The 19090-nt window shown below is 69.8% G+C and carries 15 protein-coding genes and 1 pseudogene; 11 read left to right on the top strand and 5 right to left on the bottom strand.

Translation table 11 applies throughout. From position 1 onward, the window contains the following. Positions 1–716 precede the first annotated feature (716 nt). The 3 genes from WME90_RS28225 to WME90_RS28235 all read right to left on the bottom strand — a co-directional run bounded on the left by WME90_RS28225 (position 717) and on the right by WME90_RS28235 (position 4972). Entirely contained in the window at positions 717–1784 is a 1068-nt protein-coding gene (locus WME90_RS28225; protein WP_437275118.1) for a tetratricopeptide repeat protein, read from the bottom strand. Between the two features lie 27 nt (positions 1785–1811). After that, entirely contained in the window at positions 1812–3416 is a 1605-nt protein-coding gene (locus WME90_RS28230; RefSeq protein ID WP_437275119.1) for a protein kinase domain-containing protein, read from the bottom strand. A 521-nt stretch (positions 3417–3937) separates the two neighbouring features. Continuing rightward, positions 3938–4972, bottom strand: coding sequence for a zinc-dependent alcohol dehydrogenase (locus WME90_RS28235; RefSeq protein ID WP_437275120.1), 1035 nt, complete (start codon positions 4970–4972; stop codon positions 3938–3940). Between the two features lie 136 nt (positions 4973–5108). Between WME90_RS28235 and WME90_RS28240 the strand changes: the two genes are divergently transcribed. The 3 genes from WME90_RS28240 to WME90_RS28250 all read left to right on the top strand — a co-directional run bounded on the left by WME90_RS28240 (position 5109) and on the right by WME90_RS28250 (position 7338). Further along, a complete protein-coding gene (locus WME90_RS28240) occupies positions 5109–6626 on the top strand; it encodes a xylulokinase (RefSeq protein ID WP_437275121.1) in 1518 nt (505 codons plus the stop codon). A 92-nt stretch (positions 6627–6718) separates the two neighbouring features. Beyond that, complete coding sequence (locus WME90_RS28245; RefSeq protein ID WP_437275122.1) at positions 6719–6955, top strand: DUF433 domain-containing protein; 237 nt, start codon at positions 6719–6721, stop codon at positions 6953–6955. After that, the gene (locus tag WME90_RS28250; RefSeq protein ID WP_437275123.1) at positions 6952–7338 is read left to right on the top strand and encodes a DUF5615 family PIN-like protein; all 387 of its coding nucleotides are present in this window, start codon (positions 6952–6954) and stop codon (positions 7336–7338) included. Before WME90_RS28245 ends, WME90_RS28250 begins: the two co-directional genes overlap by 4 nt. Before the next feature lie 39 nt (positions 7339–7377). Here the strand turns inward: WME90_RS28250 and WME90_RS28255 are convergent, their stop codons facing one another. Beyond that, positions 7378–8718: a serpin family protein gene (locus WME90_RS28255; RefSeq protein ID WP_437275124.1), complete on the bottom strand. Its 1341-nt coding sequence runs from the start codon at positions 8716–8718 to the stop codon at positions 7378–7380. Between the two features lie 329 nt (positions 8719–9047). Here WME90_RS28255 and WME90_RS28260 point away from each other — a divergent pair, with 329 nt between their 5' ends. The 7 genes and pseudogenes from WME90_RS28260 to WME90_RS28290 all read left to right on the top strand — a co-directional run. Beyond that, positions 9048–9443 carry a type II toxin-antitoxin system PemK/MazF family toxin gene (locus tag WME90_RS28260; RefSeq protein ID WP_437275125.1) on the top strand — a complete coding sequence of 132 codons (396 nt, stop codon included), beginning with the start codon at positions 9048–9050 and terminating at the stop codon, positions 9441–9443. Between the two features lie 12 nt (positions 9444–9455). Next, a complete protein-coding gene (locus WME90_RS28265) occupies positions 9456–10199 on the top strand; it encodes a HEAT repeat domain-containing protein (protein ID WP_437275126.1) in 744 nt (247 codons plus the stop codon). Positions 10200–10261: 62 nt separating this feature from the next. After that, complete coding sequence (locus WME90_RS28270) at positions 10262–11584, top strand: hypothetical protein (RefSeq protein WP_437275127.1); 1323 nt, start codon at positions 10262–10264, stop codon at positions 11582–11584. A gap of 166 nt (positions 11585–11750) precedes the next feature. Then, positions 11751–12137 (top strand): aminotransferase class V-fold PLP-dependent enzyme, encoded by a 387-nt coding sequence (locus WME90_RS28275; RefSeq protein ID WP_437275128.1) that lies wholly within the window; start codon positions 11751–11753, stop codon positions 12135–12137. 268 nt (positions 12138–12405) lie between these two features. Continuing rightward, positions 12406–14202: a sigma 54-interacting transcriptional regulator gene (locus WME90_RS28280; protein ID WP_437275129.1), complete on the top strand. Its 1797-nt coding sequence runs from the start codon at positions 12406–12408 to the stop codon at positions 14200–14202. 155 nt (positions 14203–14357) lie between these two features. Further along, positions 14358–14651 (top strand): hypothetical protein, encoded by a 294-nt coding sequence (locus WME90_RS28285; protein WP_437275130.1) that lies wholly within the window; start codon positions 14358–14360, stop codon positions 14649–14651. Positions 14652–15566: 915 nt separating this feature from the next. Then, positions 15567–15755, top strand: a pseudogene (locus WME90_RS28290) (ADYC domain-containing protein); the annotation flags it as partial. 165 nt (positions 15756–15920) lie between these two features. On the opposite strand, the gene WME90_RS28295 reads toward WME90_RS28290, so the two are convergent. Beyond that, positions 15921–16268, bottom strand: a complete 348-nt coding sequence (locus WME90_RS28295) for a hypothetical protein (RefSeq protein WP_437283764.1) — start codon at positions 16266–16268, stop codon at positions 15921–15923. Between WME90_RS28295 and WME90_RS28300 the strand changes: the two genes are divergently transcribed. Further along, entirely contained in the window at positions 16249–18963 is a 2715-nt protein-coding gene (locus WME90_RS28300; protein ID WP_437275131.1) for an nSTAND1 domain-containing NTPase, read from the top strand. The genes WME90_RS28295 and WME90_RS28300 overlap by 20 nt on opposite strands. The last annotated feature ends 127 nt before the right edge of the window (positions 18964–19090 follow it).

Consider the following 19090-nt stretch of genomic DNA (forward strand, 5'->3'; position numbering starts at 1 on the left):
ACCGGCAGCAAGACCATGACCTGACATTCAGCTCGAATGAGACGTGAACGGCATCCGGGATCACAGCCGTCTAGGCAAACAGGCATCTTACGACATGCGGAACTCGTCCAGTCACCGAGCAGCCACATCCGCGCAGTGCCGCGGTCGCCGAGCCGTCCTACCGCTGCGAGGTTCGTGGTTGATTGAGCTCAAGCACCTGCGCTGCGCTCCGGCGTCCACGCTGGCTCAGCCCTACGACCATCTGGGGCCCCTGCGTGGGCACCCCATCGGATCTACGCCAGCGTTCACGACCGTTTCTCTGGCGGCCGACCAAGGATCGGTCGAATCAGATCGACACGCTCAACGTGCGGAGCGTATGCTGAGAGAGCAGGCGAGGAGCACGAATATTATTGTAGCATGACAATCCTGGTCATCCATGGAACGAAGCTCGAGCGCCCCCAAGGAACATCGCCCTGCACGCTCGTGGCCCCGGCGAACCGCACCGAGGCGGGCGCCCGGACTGCGGCCACGGTGCTGGACTACAAGCCCGTGATCAACATCGCATTGTTCAGGATGTGCAGGGCATCGGCGAATCCGCAGGGATATCGTCCGAGAAAGAGGCGCTGATCCGCTAACGACCCGTCACGTCCCGCTGGAACGAGCCGTCACGTGCGCTCGGGATCGGCCGTCGCGTCGGCCCGGAATACGCAGCACCGAGGTCGGCCTTCGCGTGCATCTCAGAAACTCCCTCGGAGGACCGCCTTCATCCCGTCCTGCCCGATCACCGGCGTCACCCGCAATCCCGCCTTGCCATTCTCGGCCGGGCCGCTCTTCGGGGCCAGCTTCAGGAGGATCGCGACCGCGGCGACGCCGACGCCGCCCACGACGAACCCTGCCGTCGATATCGCGGCCGAGGTGCGCGCGTCCTCGCCGAGGGCGATCCCCTTGTCATCGCACCGGTTTTTATCGCGATCCTTGCAGTGCGACAACGCGTCGTCCCATTGCGAGAGCGTCTTGAATCCGAAGCCAGCGCCAAGGCCGATCCCGACAAGACCCACGGAACCTGCAGCGATGGCGCCGATATGAAACCCGCTCATTCCGGGTCCAGCCGGTGCCGGTGCGGGCACCGGCATCGGTGCCGGTGCAGCAGCGGCAGGCGCGACGCCGGCGTCGTTCTTCAGGAGAGGCACGCGGACCTCCAAGGTCGCTCCCGCGAGGACCTGCGCCGTCCGCTCCCACGCCTTCTTGCCCGGGGCCGTCACCCGGATCGTGTGCTCCCCGGGATCGATCGCGGCAGGCACGTTCCACGTGCCGGGGTCGACGTCTGCGCCGTCGCGCTCCACCCGCAGACCTCCAAGGTTCGCGATCTCCGCGGGGACCGTCAAGATCAACATCGGCACCTTCGGCTTCAACGCCTCGGCGCGCTCCTTCGCTCGCGCTTCGCGGTCGCTGCGGCCGGCCGCCCTGGCGCTCTCGGCGACTTCCAGGAAGAGGGACCACGCACTGCCGGTGAGTCCGATCGACTCATAACATTCCGCGAGGCGGTACTGGGTCGCCATTCCTGGGTCGAGCTCATGGCTCTTCTTCAGCATGGGGCACGCGTCGGCGTACTTGCCGTTCTTCATCAAGGCGCGGGCCTCGTCGAACAACGCCTGCGCCTCCGCCACATGGGGCGACGCCTGCGCGCCCGCAGGTGCCGCGGGGGGCGAGCGCTGCGCCGCTGAAGGCGCCGCCTGGACCGTGATTGCCAGGGCGATGCACGCCGTGAGGTGCCCGTAGAGGTGTCGCGTTCGACTCGCTTTCATCTTGCCCCCGCCTTCCATCGCTCTGATTCATTGCCGGCCCCGACCAAACACGTCCTCATCGCCCCCTCTGCCTGCCGCCCCGGCGGCGCGAGACCTCGTGCTTCGCGCCGGGGGCGGCTGTGGCGTCGCGGCCATGGCGCTCGCCGGCGGTGAGGATGGCCGTGACGCCGCGGCCGGGGCGCTGGCGCTGCTCACGGGTGCGGGCACGGCGGCCGTGGTGTTCACCGCCGGCGGTTCCATCACGGAGGCGTCCGCCGCCGGCTCGGCGAGCTGCACCGTGTAAGCCGAAGAGGACGCCTGCTGCGCGGATTCTGAGCTTCTCGGAGCGGCCGTGTCGACCGCGGCCCTGAGCCGCTGCGAAGCAACCCAGCCCCCGCCGGCCAACGTCAGGAGCGCTGCCACGCCGATCACCAGGGCTGCTCGCGACATCGTCGTGAGCGGCCGATCGGTCGTACTCGGAGCGTCAGGGGCGCTGGTCCATGACGCGGTCACCGTCCGAATCGACTCCGTCGGAGGAGCGGCGCTCGCCCCGTACGGCGTGAGCACCGGTGCGGGCTGCCCAGCGGGCGCTTTTGTCGGTGCAGGCGACGGCAAGAAGGCCACCGGTGGCGCGGGTGCCAGCTCGGGCATCGACCCCTGCCACGGCGCCGGTGGCCGGGGGGCCTGGGCGCTGCTCGAGGGCAGCGCGGCCACGCCTGCCGCAGGTGCGTCGGCGATCTTCGTGGAGTCGTGGGGGAACCGCGCCCCGACCGTGGCCGTGCCGGCCGCGAACGGGGCGAGCGCCACCCCGAGCTCGTTGGCATCCGCGAAGCGGGCCGCCGGGCTCTTCTCGAGACACCGCAGGATCAGGGCCTCGAGGCCCGGCGGCACATCGGGCCGCACAGCTCGCAGCGAATCGGGGCTGTCAGCGAGCACCGCCGAGCAGACCTCCGTGATCGTGCTGCCCGAGAACGGGACGCGGCCCGAAAGCATCCGATACAGGATCACGCCTAGCGCCCACACGTCACTGCGTGCATCAGCGTTGCGCGCCCCGCGCATCTGCTCGGGCGACATGTAAAGTGGAGTCCCGAGGACAGTGTTGGTCCGCGTCGCTTCCACGCCGTCGAAGGCTGGGTCGGCGACCTTCGCGATGCCGAAGTCCAGCACTTTCACGCGCTCATCCCCGCGCGGGCCGCTGGCCAGGAACAGGTTCGCCGGCTTGAGGTCGCGGTGAACGATGCCGATCGCGTTTGCCTCGCCGATGGCGTCGCACGCTTGCGCGATATAGCGCGCAGCGCGATCGACCGGCAGGACCACCTCCCGGTCAAGGACGGTCTTCAGATCGATGCCGTAGAGCATCTCCAGCACGATGTACGGCACGCCGGTCTCGAGCCGGCCGACGTCGTGGATCTTGGCCACGTAGTCGCTCTTGAGGCGCGCCGCGGCGCGGGCCTCTCGGAGGAAGCGCTCGATGCCCTCTGCGCCCGAAAGGGCGGTCGGGAGCATGACCTTGATGGCCCGCAGCTCGTGCAGGTCGAGGTGCATTGCCGCCACGACGACGCCCATGGCGCCGGCGCCGAGCACGCGCTCGACCCGGTACTTCCCGGCGATGATCTGTCCGACCCAGACAGGTATGGTGGTAGCCTCGATCATGACGGCCACTCTCCCTCCTCTCCAGACCCGTAGCGCGCGAGGCTCCCTGGGTCGAATGAAAATGGGAGTTCGCGCTGCGCGCGAAACGTCGCCGCCACCTTCCTATCCGCTGCATTGACGCTCTGCGTCCGCCGAAACGGTCAGATGTCCAAGGTGTCTTCCATGCAGCACGCCAGGGAACACACGGATTTCGAGCGCCTGAGCGCACGCCGCGCCGAGCAGCGTTGTTGGCCTGAACGTCACGTGGAGAAGCGACGCCCCGTGAACATCGGCGTCGGACGCCCGCACGTCCCATCCATAACCCGTCCCGTCTCTCCCAGGCGGTTCACGCCTACCTACCGGCTCATGAGCATGTCCGTCTGGGTCGCTGCGTACAGCGCGGAGGACGCGCCGTCGGTTCGGGCGTGCGTCGGCCGCTAGGGCGCGCGCTGAACACGGCATTCAGCAGTCGCTCGTCAGCAGCGGCGAGACACTCGGGAGCACCGCTGTCGACGAGCGTGCGATCTGCTGGGAGGCCCGGCTCAGAACGCCGTATCACCTTCCTCGGGGACGATGATCGACTTCAGCGCCCCGTCCTGGCAGTCCGCCTGGAGGCGGAAGCCCCTCTCGGCGTCCGACAGGTCGAATTTGTGGGTGACGATGGACTCGACGTCCACCGCCCCCTCGGCGACGAGGCGGATCGCCCGCGGGTACACGTGCCCCATGCGCCGGGAGAGCTTGATCTTCAGCCCCTTGCGGCGGCACAGCGCCGCCGGCAGCGAATAGCGGTCGCCGTCGGGGATGCCGGCCAAGAGGATCCGCCCCCCGATGCGCGCGGCCTCGGCCGCGTGGTGGAAGCCATCGGGCGAGTTCGTCGCCTCGAGCACGAGGTCGACGCCCCGGCCGCCCGTCCACTCCGCGACGGCCGCGAACGTCGGCGCCACGTCGTGCGCGCCCAGCCGGCGCGCGGCCTCGGCCCGGTACGCGACGGGGTCGACCGCGAAGACGCGGGTTGCGCCGGAGAGGCGCGCGAGCTGCACGAGGCACAGGCCGATCGGCCCGCAGCCCAGCACCACCACCGTCTCCTGCAGGTGGGGCCGCGCCAGATCGATCGCGTGGACCGCGACGCCCAGCGGCTCCAGCATCACGGCCTTTCGCACCGAGAAGCCGCCGGGGAGCGGCACGACCTGCTCGGGGTGCACCGCCAGCCGCTCCGTCATGCCGCCGTGGAGCGGCGGCGCGCCCAGGAACTCCACGTGCGGGCACAGGTTCACGTGGCCGCGCTGGCACCACTCGCAGCGGCCGCAGGCGTGCGCGGGGTCGACGGCGACGAGCTGCCCCCTCGAAAGGCCGAGCTCCGGGTGATCCTCGACGACCCAGCCGGCGAACTCGTGCCCTGGCACGAAGGGATCCCGGACCTGCGCCGCGCCGATCCCGCCCTCCAGGTAATAGTGCAGGTCGCTGCCGCAGATCCCGCAGCCTGCGACCTGGATCGTCACCATGCCCTCGCGCGGTCGCGGAGGCTCGACGTCGCCGAGGCGGACATCTCGGATGCCATGAATGAAGGTTGCGCGCACGATTCCAGACTCCCTTTCGCCGCTTCGCCGGTGCTCCGGCAGCGCCGCGCCGGACGGTTGTGCCGGCGCGATTCCCTACTGTAGTCTCCGCCCATGATCGCCTGTCAATCCCACCTTCCGGGCCGCTGACGGCGCCGTGCAGACCGACCTCGTCCTCGGTGTCGACCTGAGCACCACCGCCGCCAAGGCGGCGGCCTTCGACGCGCAGGGGCGCCTGCACGCCGCTGGCCGGGCGCCGCTCGCGCTGGCGCGGCCGGCCCCTGACCGGTTCGAGCAGGATCCCCGGGACTGGTGGGGCGCCCTGCGCCGGGCGCTCGCCGACGTCACGGCGGCGGTGGATCCGGGCCGCATCGCGGGCCTCGCCATCGCGCACCAGCGCGAGACCTTCGCCTGCCTCGGCCCCGACGGCGAGCCGCTCCGCCCCGCCATGCTGTGGCTCGACGGGCGCGCGCGGGGGCACCTCGGCGCGGTCGTCGGCCGCATCGGGCAAGACCGCCTGAGGGCGCTCTCCGGGAAGGCCGCGGACTTCGGCCCGGCGCTGCCCAAGATCGCCTGGCTGGCGAGCGAGGAGCCGGAGATCCACCGCCGCACCGCGCTCTTCTGCGACGTGCAGGCCTACCTCGTGCAAGCCCTGACCGGGCGCGCCCGCACCAGCTGGGCGAGCGCCGACCCGCTCGCGCTCTTCGACATCGGCGCGCGCCGCTGGTCGGACGAGCTCTGCGCCGCCGTCGGCATCACGCCCGACCGCCTGCCGGAGGCGCTCCCTCCCGGCGCGCCGCTCGGGGTGGTCTCGGAGGCCGCCGCGGCCGCCACCGGGCTGCGCGCGGGCACGCCGGTGCTCGCGGGCGGCGGCGATGGCCAGATGGCCGGGCTCGGCGTCGACGCCCTGGACCCGCGGCGTGCCTACCTGAACCTCGGCACGGCGGTGGTCTTCGGGGTCTTCAGCCACGAGCCACGGCAGAGCCCGGCGTGGCGGACCATGACCAGCGCCTCCGGCCGCGGCTACGTGCTGGAGAGCAGCCTGCGCAGCGGGGCGCTGCTCTCGGACTGGTACCTGCGCCGCCAGCTGGGCGTGGATCCGCGCGACGGCGCCGCGATGGCCTCGATCGAGGCGGAGGCGGCGTCGCTCCCGCCCGGCAGCGGCGGCCTGCTGCTCCTGCCCTACTGGGAGGGCGCCATGAACCCCCACTGGGATCCCGACGCCCGCGGCGCGATCCTGGGCCTCACGGACGCGCACGGGCGCGGGCACGTCTACCGCGCGCTGATCGAGGGTGTGGCGCTGGAGCAGGCGCTGGTGCTCGACCTGATGCGCGGTGAGGCGGGGATCGAGGTCGCGGAGTTCGCCGCGGTCGGCGGCGTGGCCGCGAGCGATCTCTGGTGCGCCGTGATGGCCGACGTGACGGGCGTCGCCATCGAGCGGTCCGAGACGGTCGAGGCGGCCTGCCTGGGCGCCGCCATGTGCGCGGCCGCCGGCGCCGGGCTGGCCGGGAGCATCGAGGCGGCCGCGAGGGCGATGCGCGGGACCGCCACGGCGACGTTCCACCCCGACGCCGGGCGCCGCGAGCGCTACGCGGCGCTGCTGGGGATCTACAGGGACATGTATCCGCAGCTCTCGGGGCTGCTGCGCCGCCTCTCGGCCTTCACGAGGGGGTAGGCGCGGCTCGCTCTCCTCTCGTCATTGACCACTACCAGACGGGCTGAGCTGGGCCGGTGCCATGTGTCCGAGGATAGGGTAACCTCCAGGGCATGGCGACGGAACTGCTCGCAAGGATCACTCAGGACGCTGCAGTGATGGGAGGCCGCCCGTGCATCCGGGGGATGAGGGTCACGGTGGGCACGATCCTGGGACTGCTGGCGGCCGGACACTCCGTGGAGAAGGTGCTCGAACTCTACCCATACCTCGAGAAGGACGATGTGCTCGCGGCGCTCACGTATGCAGCCTGGCGCACCGAGGAGGTCGAGCTTCCACTGAAGGCGTCATGAAGATTCTGGTGGATATGAACCTGTCGCCGACGTGGGTGTCGTTTCTCGTCGACGCCGGGTTCGAATCTGTCCACTGGTCCGAAATGGGCGACCCGCGAGCACCGGATCGAGAGCTGATGGAGTGGGCTCGCGAGCGCGGATACATCGTTTTCACACACGATCTCGACTTCAGCATCCTCATTGCCACCACAGGCGCCATCGGCCCGAGCGTCCTGCAGGTCCGAACGCTCAACCTGCTCCCGAGCGCCATCGGAGCCGATGTCGTTGGCCTCCTGCACCAGTACGCCGAGGAGCTCGACCGCGGCGCGATCGTCTCGCTCGATGGGGCATCCTCGCGGGTCAGGATCCTACCGATCCGACGACGGTTGGAAAGACCTGGCTGACGTGCCACGCGGGCCAGGTCCCCTCTGCCTCACGCCTCGTCAGTGCGCCGTCGGATCGTTGACGCGCCCCGAGAAGAGGAGCGCCCCCGTGGGCAGGTCGCGGATGAAGAAGAAGAACGGGCGGTCCAGGACGATCGTCGCGCCCTCGGTGGGGCCGCCCGCGCCCGTGGAGCCGATGAGGACCGCGGTCGCCGCCGCGGCCTTGGTCCCGGCCTCGTCCACGTCGATCACCGCCTTGTGGATGACGTCCTGGATATGGATATCTCCGCCCGCTGAGTCCGGGATCATGCCCGAGAAGTCGGCGCCGGGAACGAAGGCGCTGCCCATGCCGAGCCCCGTCAGCGCGTCTTTGAGAGAGGTCGACGTGCCGAAGGAGAACTTCGGCATCGTGATATCGACGGACCGGCCCTGCATCAAGGCGACGATCTCCTCGAGCCCCGCGCCGTCGAGCGACTCCTCGAACGCGTCCGCGGTCCCCTCGGCAGGCAGGACGAGGACCATCGAGACGGGCGTGCCCGCGTAAGGGATCTCCACCGCTTCCCAGCCGTCGCCGGCGCTGTAGCGCGTGTCCTGTACGCCGTGCATCATGTCGGCGGTGACGCTCGTGTCGTCGCCGCGGTGGAACGCCCCGGGCTTCGTCGCCTCCTCGTTGAACGGCGTGTGCCACGCGGCATCGAAGTAGATGGCGTTGACGAGGACGGCCAGCGTGTCCGGGTCCACGTTGTTGTTGAGGAGCTTCGGAATCATGCCCTCGGTCTGGTCCTTCACCCACGTGTTGATGAGGTCCTCGGCCTCCTTCGGCGCGGAGAAGTCCGCGAGCCGCACGCCGGCCCCGTAGCTCTCGCCGAGCACCTTCAGGAACGAAGGCGCCATCCCGAGATCGATCTGCGACCAGATCGCGTTGGCCGTGTGGAGACGGAACCCGCCTCCCTTGACGTTGCTCGGGCTCTCGGCGCGGTTCTTGAGCTCGAGGTCCACCCAGTTGAACGCCGGGTGCAGCCGCTCCTGGGGGAGCTCGAACCGCATCGCCGTCGCGATCGCCTGCTCCGTGGTGGTCCGCGCGCCCGCGTAGGTCATGGCGAGCGCCGTCGAGATGCTGTAGGGCGAGTAGACGACGTTCTTCGTCGCGCTGTGGAGCGCGCGGCCGAGATCGAGCGCGAAGCTCGCGTTGTTGCGCGAGAGCGACGCCTGATCCTCCTCCGAGACGACCGGATCCAGGATCCGCGTCGTGTCCGAGGGCAGCACGCAGCCAGGCTTCGCCTCGAAGCACTCGACCGTCGAGCCGCCCCCTCCATGGCCCGATCCGCCCTCACCCTGGTCCGGGCCGCCCCCGCCGGTGCCGCCCCCGTCGTTCGAGCTGCACCCCACCAGAGCCGACATGAGAACGGTCGCCAAGATAATTGATGTTCGCATGATGCGGGGTTTTGCAGACTGCGTGCCATAGTGCATATGCGCCGAAGATCGCACGTTTGCCCTGCGGAAGCGCGTTCAATTCGTGAGTCTGGAGCAGAATGTGCCAAGATGGGCCGAACGCAGAACCCGCGGGCAGGCCGGGAGGCGCCGGTGGCGGCGCGGCCGATGGCCCGGCGGGGGCGATGTGCCTGCGCCTCCTTGCCAGAGGTCGCGGTGTGCCGGGGAGGTTGAGCAGCACGAGCGAGTTGCGCCGAGGTGCGCCACGGGCCATCCTTCTGGCCGGCTCGCGAGCGCACATGAACACGGACGCAGGAGAACCGACAGGCACACCCCCGGCGCGGATCGATCGCGGTGACGTGTTCTGGATAGGGCCGGACGACTCGCGGGGGCCTGTCCCGAGCTACTCCCATCCACACGTGGTGGTTCAGGACGACGTCTTCAACCACTCGCGCATCACGACCGTGGTCGTGTGCGCGCTGACATCGAACTTGCACCGGGCGCACGAGCCTGGGAACGTCCTGCTCGATGTCGGCGAGGGGAACCTTCCGAAGCAGAGCGTCGTGGTGGTGTCGCAGGTCTCCTCGGTCGAGAAGAGCCGCCTGGGCGAGCGGATCGGGTCGCTGTCCGACGCACGGGTGGAGCAGATCCTGGCCGGCCTGCGCTTTCAGCAGGCGTCGTTCTTCAGGAGGTAGTCAGGAGGTAGGATGAACGCTTCCCCTCACGACCCGGACAAGGCCTTCAAGGAGGCGCTTTCCCAGGACCGGGCGCGGATCGAGGCGGCGATCGAGCGCCTCTCGGGGGAAGAGCCGAAGCCCGAGCGGTTCCTGCTCGCGCTGGCCGGCGCGTGGGGCCGCCCGGTGCCGTGTCGGGCAGGGATCGGGAGGCGGCTGCCGCCGATCGACCCGACCGAGCGTGGTGTGAAGAGCGTGGCGCGCTGGGTGGCCGCGCCCAATCCAAACGTCCAGCGAGTCGCCCTCTCCGCCCTGGAGAAGGCCAGGGCAGCCGCGAAGCCCGCTCTGGGTGCGGTCGCGGATGCGCTCGCGAGCGAGGAGCCGGTCGTGCGGCTCGCCGCGGCCCGCGTGCTCGCGCGGGCTGCGCCGTGTCCCGAGCAGGCTCCGGCGCTCCGTCGTGCTCTCGCCGACGCGCTGTTCACCGTGCGCTGGCTGGCGGTGGAGGCGCTCGCGCGCAGCGGCGATGAAAACCCGCTGGCGCCGGTCCTCGCGGCGTCGCGTCCACGGCTCGACGCTCGGCTTGCTGCCTACCGGATCGAGGGCTGGCTGCGCGCGGTCACCGCCCTTGGTCAGGGTGCGTCCCCGCTGCTGCCTCAGATGAGCGAGCTCCTGGACCGGATCCCCGAGCTCAGCCGAATGGACAGGTCGTGGGACGACGCGAGATTCACGATCGAGCTGCTCGTACAAGAGATCCGTGCGACCCAGGCCAAACCCTGAACGGTTTCATTTCACGCACGCGCGAGGCCATGCCAGCGCCTCCGTCCATGGACAACATGACCATGATCCGACGACGGAGCGCCTTTCTGCGGACGGCCGTGCTCGCGCTCTCCGCTGCCGGTTGCGGCGGCGTGGCGGGCGCCTCCGCCGCCAAGTTGCCCTGCCCACCCCCCACACCGCCTTCGGCGGCCTCGCCGGTCGACTCCGCCGGCAAGCCTGGCCGCACGAAGCTCAGCGTGGCCCTCGTCCCCTGGATTCCGGACGCCGCCGGCGATGGCTTCGCGTCCCTGCGAAGGATGCTCGAGGAAGGGTTCGAGTCGCAGCACGCCGCGATCGATCTCGAGCTGCGCCTCATCAAGTCCGATGACAGCTACCACAATCCGACACGCCTCGCCGGATGGCTCGCGTCCGGTCGCTACGATCTCGTCGAGATCGACTCCGTGCTGCTAGGGGACCTGATCGACGCCGACGTCCTCGAGCCGTGGCCTTCCGTGCCCGAGCGCGACTACCTTGCCGCGGCCAGATCAAGCAGCACCGAGATCGACCGGAGTGGCAAGCCTGTCTGGTGGGGTGTACCCCACCTCACCTGCGGGTTCTTTCTGGTCACGAGATCCGAGAAGCTCCATGCCGCCTCCAACATCGTCGGCCTCGTGAAGGCCGCGCGCGAGAGCGGGAAGCCCCTCCTCGGGAGCTTCGCGAGCAGCTGGGATCTACCCGCCCTCTACCTGGACGCACGAGTCGACAACGGGCTCGATGCCACGAACCTACCGGCCCTGAGCAATGCCGTGAATCCACCCCTTCACGCCGACAGCGCAGCGGCGCTCGAGCAGCTTGCCGCGCTCTGTCGACGGGGTGACAAGAACCCTTGCGTCGACGGCACGTACGACGAGGCGCGGGAAGATCCGGCCGAGGAGCTCGTGAAGGGCAGCGCGATCGGGTACTGGGGATACAGCGAGCGCCTGCACCGGACGGTCACGCTCATGAAGGCGGAGGGCGTGCCCGTCGAGGGGCTGCGTGTGTCGACGATCCCGCTCGGTACCAGCGCCACGCCCCTCCTCTTCACCGACGCCTTCGTTCGGCGAAAGGGGTGCTCCGGCGACGCGGCCTGCAATGCCGCGGCCGCCGCGTGGGCGGAGTTCATCACCCGCGACGACGTGCTGCGCGATCTGCTCATCTCCAAGGACGCCGGGCCGAACGCGGTGCCGCGCTACCTGCTGCCGGCCACGAGCTCGGCGTTCAAGGCCGAGCCGATAGCCAAGGACGCCGTCTACGCGCAGCTTCGTCCGCTGGCCCAGTCGGGGAGATCCTTTCCGTCGCACGCGTCGATGTACGAGCGGCGGCGCGTGCTCGCGCACCTGCTCGAGACCCACCTCGCGGCGCGCTGAGGGCCATGTCCGGCTCGCGGGGCCCCCGTAGACGAACGTTCGTGGCGACGCTCTCCTTGGACTCGGCCATCTGGCCCTGATCCTCCGGCCCCTTGCGCGCCCGCCGCCCTGCACCCCGTGCGTGGCACGCAGGCCCGTCTCCCGGTGGACGTGCCTCCAAGGAACGATGGGTGGCGAGCGCGGCATGGCAGGCGTCGTGGGATTGAACGCAGCGGTGCAGTATCATCGCGGCGTCGACCGCCGAGCGCAGCGGCCTTTATACGAGGCGCTGCGATCCGCCATCGCACATATTCCCGGCGTGAAGGTGATCGCGCCAGGCTCGCGGCACTCGGGCATCGTCAGCTTCGTCCACGACGTGCTGCCCGCCGAGCGTATCGTTCACGAGCTGTCCGAGGCACGCGTCAACACCTGGCTCATCCAAGGCAGCCACACGCCGGTGTACCTCGCTGGACGGGGTATCAGCAGAGCGGTACGCGCCTCGGCGCACCACTACAGCAGCTTCGAGGAAGTGGACGTCCTCGCGCGTGCCCTGCGCCGGATCGTCTCCTGCTGAGGACCTGCGGGGCTTGCAGAGTGCTGTGCAAGGCGACGGGGCGGCAGCCGCGAGTTCGTAAAGCTCCATCAAACATGTCTGGAATCAGATCCCCGAGAACTTCACCTCAAAGCGAGCGCGCGAGCATCGACGAACTCGTCAAGAAGGTGGATGATCACCCGGAGGCCCTGTTCCTCCGGGATACCTCCTTGCACGCTGGATATTCCTCCACTGAAGCGAGAGGCTCATAGCTTGCCATCGCGAGGAGTTGGATGATAACCTCAGGTTCGTGAGCCCCGCCGCGCACGTGCCGCCGACGACTCAAACCTTCGATCTGCGGGAGTCACCGGACAGCCCGAAAACCTGCTCGTACCTCCTCGTCATCGGCGCTTCGTCGTCGTACCGGCGCGCCCTCCCCGACGACGGCGTGCTCATCGTGGGGCGCAGCGACGAGGCGGACGTTAGGATCGACACCACCGCGGTCTCTCGGCGGCACGCGAAGCTCATCGCCTCTGGCGGCGAGATTGGGATCACCGATCTCGGCAGTCACAATGGGACGCTCGTCAATGGCGAGCGCATCGAAGGCTCGCGCACGCTCGATTCGGGTGACGTCATCACCATCGGCGACGCCACGCTGATCCTCCGGCGCGAGTCGCCGTCCAGGGGCAGCGCTCTCGTCGACATGGGCCGGCTGCGCCGGCGCGTCGAGGAGGAGATCGAGCGCGCCGCCGACTTCGCGCGACCGTTCGGCCTGGCCGTCGTATCAATCGGCTCCGCGCAGAGTCGCGCGGCGCTCGTGCAGCGGGCGCTCTCGGTGCTCCGGCTCGTGGATCTCGTCGCCTGGCACGGCGCCTCTCTCCTGGCCATCGGGTTCCCCGAGCTCGGCGGCGAGTCGGCGCGCGCCGCGGTGCTCCAGGTGCTCGAGGCGATCGCACCGCTAGCCCCCGAGGCGCGCGCCGGCCTCGCCTCGTACCCGTTCGACGGCGGCGACACCGATACTCTCCTCGCGGGCGCGCGGACCGCCGCGTCGATCGCAGCCCCGGGGGCCATCGCCTCCGCCTCGGAGACCGCCGTGCGCCACATCATCGGCGAGCGCACCATCCTGGTTGCCGACGCGGCCATGATCCGGCTGTTCGAGCTGATACGGCGCCTCGCGGCGAGCGATCTGCCCGTGCTCGTCCTCGGAGAGACGGGGGCCGGCAAGGAGAACGCCGCCGCCGCCGTGCACCACTGGTCTGCGCGGGCCCCAAAGCCGCTGATCACGCTCAACTGCGCCGCGCTCCCCGAGACGCTCGTGGAGAGCGAGCTCTTCGGCTACGAGAAGGGCGCGTTCTCGGACGCGCGGGCGCCCAAGCCCGGCCTGCTCGAGCGGGCGCACGGCGGCACGATGTTCCTCGACGAGATCGGCGAGCTGCCCCTCGGGGTGCAGGCCAAGCTGCTCCGCGCGCTCGAGGCGAAGCGGATCACGCGCCTCGGCGACGTGCGCGATCGCGAGGTGGACATCCGCATCGTCGCCGCCACGAACCGCGATCTCGAGGCTGAGGTCCGCGCCGGCCGCTTTCGGCAAGACCTGCTCTTCCGCCTGAGCGCCGCCGTGGTCGAGCTGCCCCCGCTCCGGCACAGGCGGCGCGAGCTGCCGATCCTGGCCCGCCTGTTCCTCGCGGAGGCGTGCGCCCGGACCGGGCGGCCGGCGATCGAGCTCTCCGAAGCCGCGCTCGCCGCGCTCTTCGCGCACCCGTTCCCCGGCAACGTGCGCGAGCTCAAGAACGCGATGGAGTACGCCGCCGCCACCGCGGACGGCCCGGTGCTCGATCCGTGGAGCCTGCCCGAGCGCATCGTCGGGCTCGATGTCCCGCCGCGGCCCGCGGCCGACACCCCGGCGCCCGCCGCCGCGGCGCCCGCCCGCTTCCGGCCCATCGCCGAGGAGCTCCGAGATCTCGAGTGCACGCGCATCCGTCAGGCGCTCGACGCCGCGGACGGCATCCAGACACGGGCGGCAGCGCTCCTCGGGATGCCCATCCGCACCTTCACGTCCAAGCTCAAGCAATACGGCATCTCCGCGCGGGCGGGGAAGCGGTCCACGTGAGGGCGGAAGCCGCTCCCAAACGCTTTCCAGAAGCTTCGTCGCGCGGGCGGCCGTCCCTTGATGTCGATGGCCTCCGTGCGCGACCTCGGACGGGGATGGATGTCCGCGCTTCCCGCTCGGAGTCTGGGGAGATCGATGGCGTTATGTGCTCGGCGATGCGCTCTACGAGCGCGATCACCGTGACCTATGGTCGCACCCCCCTCGGCTTCGGCCCCGACGAGGTGGGCTCGCACCGCGCCTCCGACAGTCCGCTCCGAGTTCACGACATGGCCGGCAATGTATGGGGGTTGACCTCGTCGATCGTGGATCCCCGCGAGCCCGTGGTGCGCGGAGGGAGCGCCCTCCAGTCGGCTGTGGAAGCGCAGGGAGAGAACCGCCACCCTGTTGGCGCTGCCTATCGGGATCCCTTCGTCGGAGCTCGGCTCTGCGCGACGCCCGGGACACCGTGATCCCGGACGCGACGTCTCTTCTCTCGTCACGGAACGACGCACCGGGGGAGTTGTCAGCGGGATGAGCGCAGCAGGGCGCTCGGGCGTGATTGGGCGGCCCAGGTGCGCAACGACGCAGGCGCGGAGGTCGTCGCACGGGCTGCGACGCCGGACGGGCGCCTCGTGGCCGTGATGCCTACGGCAATCCTTGCCGGGAAGGCCGATGCTGCCAGCAGGACCACGGCAAAGTCTGCCTACTGCAACGTCGCCATCCGCCGTGATGCGGGCGTGGGCCATGCGAGCGGTGTGTACGCAACAACTCGCACGATGCGCGCGCAAGGAGAGCGGCACGCCACTTGCAAACTCTTCGGGGTGTCGAGCGCCGCTGGGTGGGCGACGGCGGCTTCATAAGCCGTGCGGTGCCGCCGTGGACGCCCGGGGGGAGAACCGCTCGCCTCGAGGCCGTGCTCAAAGGGGGCCCCGATCGATGGATCGCGACGCTGCTCGACGTTCGGGTCACCGTGAGCCTGGACATGAGGTCTCTTTCACGGTCTTGGAGGCTGGAGGGAGCATGAGTTCATTGTCTTCACTGAACGCTCGTCGACATCGATGGGATGGCTCCTCGGTGGCTGGACAAGCCGCCCATGGAAGTCGACCGACCCGGCCATGGTTCTATTCCATAGCTGGTTTGCTCCTCTGGCCGTCGCTGGGATCGAGTCAGGGGTGCACCCGCATCGACCCCGGGTCGGGAGAGGCTGGTGCCCCCCCGACGCTGCGTTTCCCAGCGGCTCCGCCAACGCGATGAGGCGCGATGGGGTCGCCGACGTGGAGATGCTCGACAAGCGAGACCAGGTATGGACCCGATGTTTACTCATTGAGTTTTACTGGGGCCCCAATGGCCTAAGCGATAGCTTCGCGTCCGAGCCCGGCAAACCCATGTCCGAGCTGCATGCTGGCTGTGTGCGCATGGCGCGCGCAGATTATTGTGGCGACGGCACCGGTGCCACGAAGGATAACACCCGCGTCAACGTATGGGACACCGCGAAAGTCAACAGGGAGGGACCGCGGAGACGGGGCTACGGGTTCGAGGCGGCGTGGACAAGCAAAGGCGCTGTTTGCCTCGATCATATGCGCTGGCCGGACCGCGCAGGGGAATGCACCTCCATCCTCCCGATCTGCCATTCTCCTGAAGCTGGCTCCTCGTCGGTCATGAAGAGGAGCCAGCGTCAATTTGCGCCTTCATCCAACTCACCTCCTCGCGCTCGGGGCCAGCGGCGGGCACGCGCAGGATCATGCCCGAACATCATCGCACACCAATGGTCTATTTTTATTTTTCTGCTTCGAAGGGGCGAATCGAACGTCGATCAGCGCGTTGTATTTCATAGGAGGAGGGTAAATGTCCACCACGCTGGCCACCGGGAAGCCGCTCCGTCGACGATATACGCGGTCGAGCACGATCGCGGGAGGTTCAACGATGAGCAGCGAATTGCGCAAGGACGCAGCCTGCGCGAGCACGATGATTGTCGCCGCGGCGCCCTCCAGCGCCACGCTGCCCCACAGCGCGCTGGTCAGGCCCGGCAGCGTGGCCGCGGGCGCTCGCGAGAGGAATGACCTCGCGATGACCGCGGCGGTCGCCACGTCGTCCTCGCTGCTGTCGCAGACCAGGCCGCCGCCTTCGACCGGCGCCCGCATCGGCCATTACGAGCTCCTGCGCGAGCTCGGCCAGGGCGGCATGGGCGTGGTGTTCCTCGCGCGCGACACGCGGCTCGCTCGCCTCGTCGCGATCAAGCTCCTCACCCGGCTGAGCAGCGGCGGGGTACAGCGCTTCCTCGTCGAGGCGCGGGCCACCGCGCGATGCAAGCACGAGCACATCGTGACGATCTACGACGTGAACGAGCACGACGGATACCCGTACATGGTGCTCGAGTACATCGAGGGCCAGAGCCTCCGCAGCTGGATGGATCAGCGCAGGCCCGTGGACGCCGGCGAGGAGGTGTCGACAGCGCCACTGCCGCCCAGCCTGGCGGTTGACATGATGGTTCCCGTCGTGCGCGCGCTCGCGAGCGCGCACGCGTCCGGCATCGTCCACCGCGACCTCAAGCCCGAGAATATTATGCTGGACGCGTCGGGCGCGATCAAAGTGGTCGATTTCGGCATCGCCAAGCTGCGCGACGACGAGGCGAGCCGCGCGACCAGGGACTCGAAGGCCGGAGACACGCGCCTCACCCGTGACGGCGGGATCATCGGCACGCTGCCGTACATGTCCCCCGAGCAGTGGCGAGGAAGGGAGATCGACCCGTCCAGCGATGTCTGGGCGATGGGCATCCTGTTGCACGAGCTCGTGCTCGGCGCGCACCCGCTCGCGCCGTGCAGCAGGGCGGACCTCCTCAGCGTGCCGGTCCTCGACGAGCCGATGCCTGAGGTCGCCGCGCGTCACCCCGAGATCGGCCCGCTCGGGGGGATCATCGATCGCTGCCTGAAGAAGAGCAAAGCCGAGCGCTACACCTCCGCCGCGGATCTCCTGGCCGAGCTCTTGCCCCTGATGCCCGGGCGTCGGGAGCTCCACCTCGGCGCCGACGAGAGCCCGTTCGCCGGCCTCTCTTCGTTCCAGGAGGCCGACGCCGACCGCTTCTTCGGCCGCGCGCAGGATATCGCGGGCGTTGTCGCGCGACTCAGGAGCCAGCCGCTGCTCGCGATCGCAGGCGCGTCGGGCGTGGGGAAGTCATCGCTCGTGCGGGCCGGGGTGATGCCGGCCCTCAAGCGCTCCGGCGAGGGCTGGGAGGCGCTCGTCGTGCGGCCCGGGCGTGAGCCGATGGCGGCGCTCGCGGAGCTCTTCACGAGCCCGGCCGTGCCCCTGAGCGCCGCCATGCAGGGGCTCGCCCCGCATGGCGCCGCGCAGGCACGCGCGGCGCTGGCCCTGCGGCTGCGCGCCGAGCCGGGTCTCCTCGGCGCCACCCTCCGCGGGTGGGCCGTCCGCGCGCAGAAGCGCCTCGTTGTGTTCCTCGATCAGTTCGAGGAGCTGTTCACGCTCGGCGCCCCGGCCGACGAGCGCGCGGCGTTCCTCGCGTGCCTCGAGGGCATCGCCGACGATGCGTCGTCGCCGCTGCGGGTCGTCCTGTCCGTGCGGCCGGATTTCATCGAGCGGCTGGCCGAGCATGAGCGTTTCATGGCAGCGATGACCCGCGGTCTTGTGTTCCTCCGGCCGATGGGGCGCGAGGGGCTGCGCGAGGCGCTGGTGAGGCCGATCGAGGCGGCTCGGCACGAGATCGAGGATCCGGCGATGGTCGAGGGCATCCTCGACGCGCTGGAGACGACGCACGGCGCGCTGCCGCTGCTCCAGTTCACGGCGGCCAGGCTGTGGGAGATGCGCGATCGCAAGCGCCGGCTGCTCACGCGGGCGAGCTATGAGGCGCTCGGCGGCGTGGCCGGCGCGCTGGCCAGCCACGCCGACACGCTCCTGGCCGGAATGAGCGAGCGCCAGGCGAAGCTGGCGCGGGCGGTCCTGGTGCGCCTGGTGACGCCGGAGCGGACGTGCGCCGTGGCCACCCTGGGCGAGCTCTGCGAGCTGCCCGGGGATCCAGGCGCTATCGAGCGGGTGGTGAGCCTGCTCGCCGACGGGCGGCTCCTGGATATCGAGACGGGGAGCGACCGCGCCGGCAGCACGGTGGAGATCGTGCACGAGTCGCTGATCGAGCGGTGGCCGACGCTCAAGCGCTGGCTCGACGAGAGCCAGGAGGACGCGGTGTTCCTGGATCGGCTGCGCGCGGCGGCGAGGCTGTGGGATGCGAGCGACCGCGCCGCGGACATGCTCTGGCGCGGCAAGGTGGCTGAGGAGGCGCGCGGCTTTCGCAAGCGTTACCGGGGGCAGCTGCCGCAGCGAGAGCGGCTCTTCCTGGAGGCGGTGCTGCGGCTGGCCGACCACAAGCAGCGCCGGCGGCGCGGGTTCGTCACCGGGGTCATCGCGGCGCTGTCGCTGCTGGTGGTCTCGGGGACAGGGCTCGTGATGGTGACCCTAGAGTACCAGGTGGTCGCGGCGCAGCTCAACGAGACCGAGCTGAGGCTTCGCGACGCGCTGGAGGCCCGGAAACGCGCCAACGTCGAGGCCGAGCGTGCCCGCGTGGAGGCGGAGAAGAGCGCGGCGGAGAGGGCGCGGCAGCACAGCGAGACCGAGCAACGGCGGGTCGAGCAGATGCTGCGGAAGATGGAGGAGGCCCGGAACCACGCCGAGGCCGAGGCCGAGCGCGCCCGTGTCGCGGCGCTCAATGCGAGAAAGGCGGTGGAGAGCAAGCGCAAATGGAAAAAGCTGAACGATTGGATCTGGGGAGAGCGGTAGAGCGACCCGGGGTAGCGACGGACCTCGAGACGGATTCAACTGCGCCCGCACCTCCGCGGCCATGCCGTCCTCTTCGAGCTCGAGCGCGTCGAACGGATCGTGCGCGCCGTGAACGACGATCGTCGCG

This window comes from Sorangium sp. So ce375, assembly GCF_051473855.1.
In the GTDB taxonomy this organism is placed as follows: Bacteria; Myxococcota_A; Polyangia; order Polyangiales; family Polyangiaceae; genus Sorangium.

Coding starts and splice junctions, on each gene's coding strand:
- WME90_RS28225 (WP_437275118.1), bottom strand. CDS start 1,784: ATGAAAGCGAGTCGAACGCGACACCTCTACGGGCACCTCACGGCGTGC.
- WME90_RS28230 (WP_437275119.1), bottom strand. CDS start 3,416: ATGATCGAGGCTACCACCATACCTGTCTGGGTCGGACAGATCATCGCC.
- WME90_RS28245 (WP_437275122.1), top strand. CDS start 6,719: ATGGCGACGGAACTGCTCGCAAGGATCACTCAGGACGCTGCAGTGATG.
- WME90_RS28250 (WP_437275123.1), top strand. CDS start 6,952: ATGAAGATTCTGGTGGATATGAACCTGTCGCCGACGTGGGTGTCGTTT.
- WME90_RS28255 (WP_437275124.1), bottom strand. CDS start 8,718: ATGTCGGCTCTGGTGGGGTGCAGCTCGAACGACGGGGGCGGCACCGGC.
- WME90_RS28260 (WP_437275125.1), top strand. CDS start 9,048: ATGAACACGGACGCAGGAGAACCGACAGGCACACCCCCGGCGCGGATC.
- WME90_RS28265 (WP_437275126.1), top strand. CDS start 9,456: ATGAACGCTTCCCCTCACGACCCGGACAAGGCCTTCAAGGAGGCGCTT.
- WME90_RS28270 (WP_437275127.1), top strand. CDS start 10,262: ATGATCCGACGACGGAGCGCCTTTCTGCGGACGGCCGTGCTCGCGCTC.
- WME90_RS28275 (WP_437275128.1), top strand. CDS start 11,751: ATGGGTGGCGAGCGCGGCATGGCAGGCGTCGTGGGATTGAACGCAGCG.
- WME90_RS28285 (WP_437275130.1), top strand. CDS start 14,358: ATGCGCTCTACGAGCGCGATCACCGTGACCTATGGTCGCACCCCCCTC.
- WME90_RS28300 (WP_437275131.1), top strand. CDS start 16,249: ATGACCGCGGCGGTCGCCACGTCGTCCTCGCTGCTGTCGCAGACCAGG.